Origin of the sequence: Wolbachia endosymbiont of Mansonella perstans (assembly GCF_020278605.1) — a bacterium.
In the GTDB taxonomy this organism is placed as follows: Bacteria; Pseudomonadota; Alphaproteobacteria; order Rickettsiales; family Anaplasmataceae; genus Wolbachia.
In genome coordinates, this window is the sequence record NZ_JACZHU010000113.1 from 1 (window position 1) to 2,510 (window position 2,510).

At 35.4% G+C, this 2,510-nt stretch carries 2 protein-coding genes and 1 tRNA gene; all 3 read right to left on the reverse strand.

Annotation, left to right across the window (positions count from 1 at the left end):
* Window positions 1-82: 82 nt before the first annotated feature.
* A tRNA-Asn gene (locus tag IHO13_RS05140) sits at window positions 83-154 on the reverse strand.
* Between the two features lie 116 nt (window positions 155-270).
* Window positions 271-1,791, reverse strand: coding sequence for a bifunctional phosphoribosylaminoimidazolecarboxamide formyltransferase/IMP cyclohydrolase (purH, locus tag IHO13_RS05145; protein ID WP_225538579.1), 1,521 nt, complete (start codon window positions 1,789-1,791; stop codon window positions 271-273).
* Window positions 1,792-1,968: 177 nt separating this feature from the next.
* The coding region (locus IHO13_RS05150; RefSeq protein ID WP_225538578.1) for an APC family permease at window positions 1,969-2,510 on the reverse strand (542 nt) is incomplete at its 5' end.

Sequence of the window (2,510 nt, forward strand, 5' to 3'; positions counted from 1 at the left end):
TATACTCTTTTAAAGAATGTTCGTACAGCTGTGCGCTTGACTCTGGAATCTAGGAATTTTATCAAGTAGGTTAGCATAAAAGCTCCCCGGGCCGGATTCGAACCAGCGACCAATTGGTTAACAGCCAACTGCTCTACCACTGAGCTACCGAGGAATAAACTGTTTACAATCTATCGTATTGAGCGCTGATTGTAAACGTTTTTTGTATGCAATTATAATCACAGCAATGTTAAATGCGCGAAGAAGTGTACATTGACATGAAGTACAAGTTTAATGAAAAAAGCTACGAACGCAAGTGAAAAACATAGCAATTTTATTTTCATTCGCGGCTGCTATTACATCTTGGTCCTTCAACGAGCCGCCAGGCTGAATTATGGCTGTAATTCCATGTTTTGCGCTTTCTACTATGCTATCTGAAAATGGGAAAAATGCATCTGAGGCAAGTACAGCACTTTTGCACCTTGCGCCCGCCTTTTTAACTGCAATGTTCACACTATCTATTCTGCTTGTTTGTCCTGCACCAATACCGATAGCACAACCGTCTTTTGCTATAACTATTGCGTTAGATTTTACATGCTTACATATTTTCCAAGCAAAAATAAGATCTTCTTTTTCTTTTTCCGTTGCAGCGCACTTTGTTACTTGGCTTATTTCTTCTGCTTTTATTGTATGGCTATTATTTTCTTGCATTAAAAACCCACCGGCAACGTTTTTGATTTGATACTTTGCATTTTGCTGAAAAGAGCTATGAATAATTACTCTTAAATTTTTCTTTCTTTGCAAAACTGCTAGCCCCTTATTGTTTATTGATGGTGCTATTACTACTTCCAAAAATATCTCGCTTAATTTTTCTGCTAACCTTAAATCTATCTTCCGATTTAAAGCAACTATGCCACCAAAACTGCTTATTTCATCACACGATAGAGCTTTTTCGTATGCTTCCAGAGCACTATTGCCAATAGCGGCTCCACATGGGTTATTGTGCTTGATTATCACTGCTGCAGGTTCCTGAAACTCAGAAACTATGCCAAGCGCAGATTCTATATCCACTATATTATTATAACTCAACTCTTTTCCATTTAGTTTTTCCAGCGGATACTTGGCGAATTGATTACTGTAAAAAGCGGCTTTTTGATGGGGATTTTCGCCATACCTGAGTTCCTGTGCTTTATGCCCATATATGGCAAAAAACTCTGGGAACTCATTGCTTTTACCCTGGGATAGGAACCAACTGTAAATATTAGAATCGTAGTATGCAGTGAGAGCAAATGCTTTAGTTGCTAGATGTTTTCTGTATTCTAATGTTGTTTCATTGTTATTTTTGACCATCTCAGCTCTCAGTGTTTCATAGTCTTGAGTACTAGAAATAATTGAAGTAAAATGAAAATTTTTTGCTGCAGCTCTAATTAGCGCTACTCCACCGATATCAATTTGTTCTATAATTTGCTCTTCATTTGAGCCACTGCTTACTGTTTCCCAAAATGGATATAGATTAATTATAAGCAGGTCTATGGGCTCGATTCCTAGATCTTGCATTTCTTTTTTGTGCTTTTCTCGATCACATAGTATCCCTCCATGAATTTTAGGGTGTAAAGTTTTTACCCTACCGCTTAGTATCTCTGGAAATTGCGTGTGATCTGAGACTTCTTGCGTTTTTATTCCTGCATCGGATAGGGTTTTATATGTATTTCCTGTTGAGAGAATCTCTATTTGTTGCTTTGTCAAAAACGATGCAAGGTCAATTATATTTGTTTTATCGTAAACCGATATTAAAGCTCTTTTCACTTTTATATAGAAAGTTTTTTAAGATTATACACAAGAAAAGGGAATTTGGCTATAGTTGTAGTGTCACATCAACCATGTTTTTTAAAAATTTTTTATTTGTAATTTTATCCAACCATATGGAAACTTTGATAGCAAGTAGAGATTATACTTAATCTAATATTAAGTCTCTCTTAAGAGATGCTCTTAAAAAGCCCTGCGATACCAAAATAAATAAAGAGGTATACCACTTACGGTGAATAAACTTGCAATTAACAAGGTGTTTATAGGAATTTCAAGTATCACCCAGCAGCAAAAGGTTGTTGATATACTACCAATTAAAAGCTTGTAATAATTTCTCTCCTTTATAATAACCTTTAGAAAAGCAAGGCTACATGCAAGGTAGACAAATAAAAATGAAACTACAGAAAAGTCGATAATAGATGTGATTTGCTGAGCAAAATTGTTATTTGAAGTAAGAATTAGCAAAACTATAGTTCCAACTGAGCTGGTTATTATTCCCCAAAAGGGAGAACCGTGCTTGTTCCTTTTAGAAAAGAATTGTGGCATAAGTTTATCTTCAGCAAGACCAAAAGCAACTTGTCCACTAGATAATACCCAAGCATTTAAACTACCAACACAAAAAATGAATACAATTACAGAAATAATCAAATGCCAATTATCAGAAAACATAATTTTTATTGCATCAACATGCGGCGCTCTTGAACTTGCTAAATCATTCCCATTTA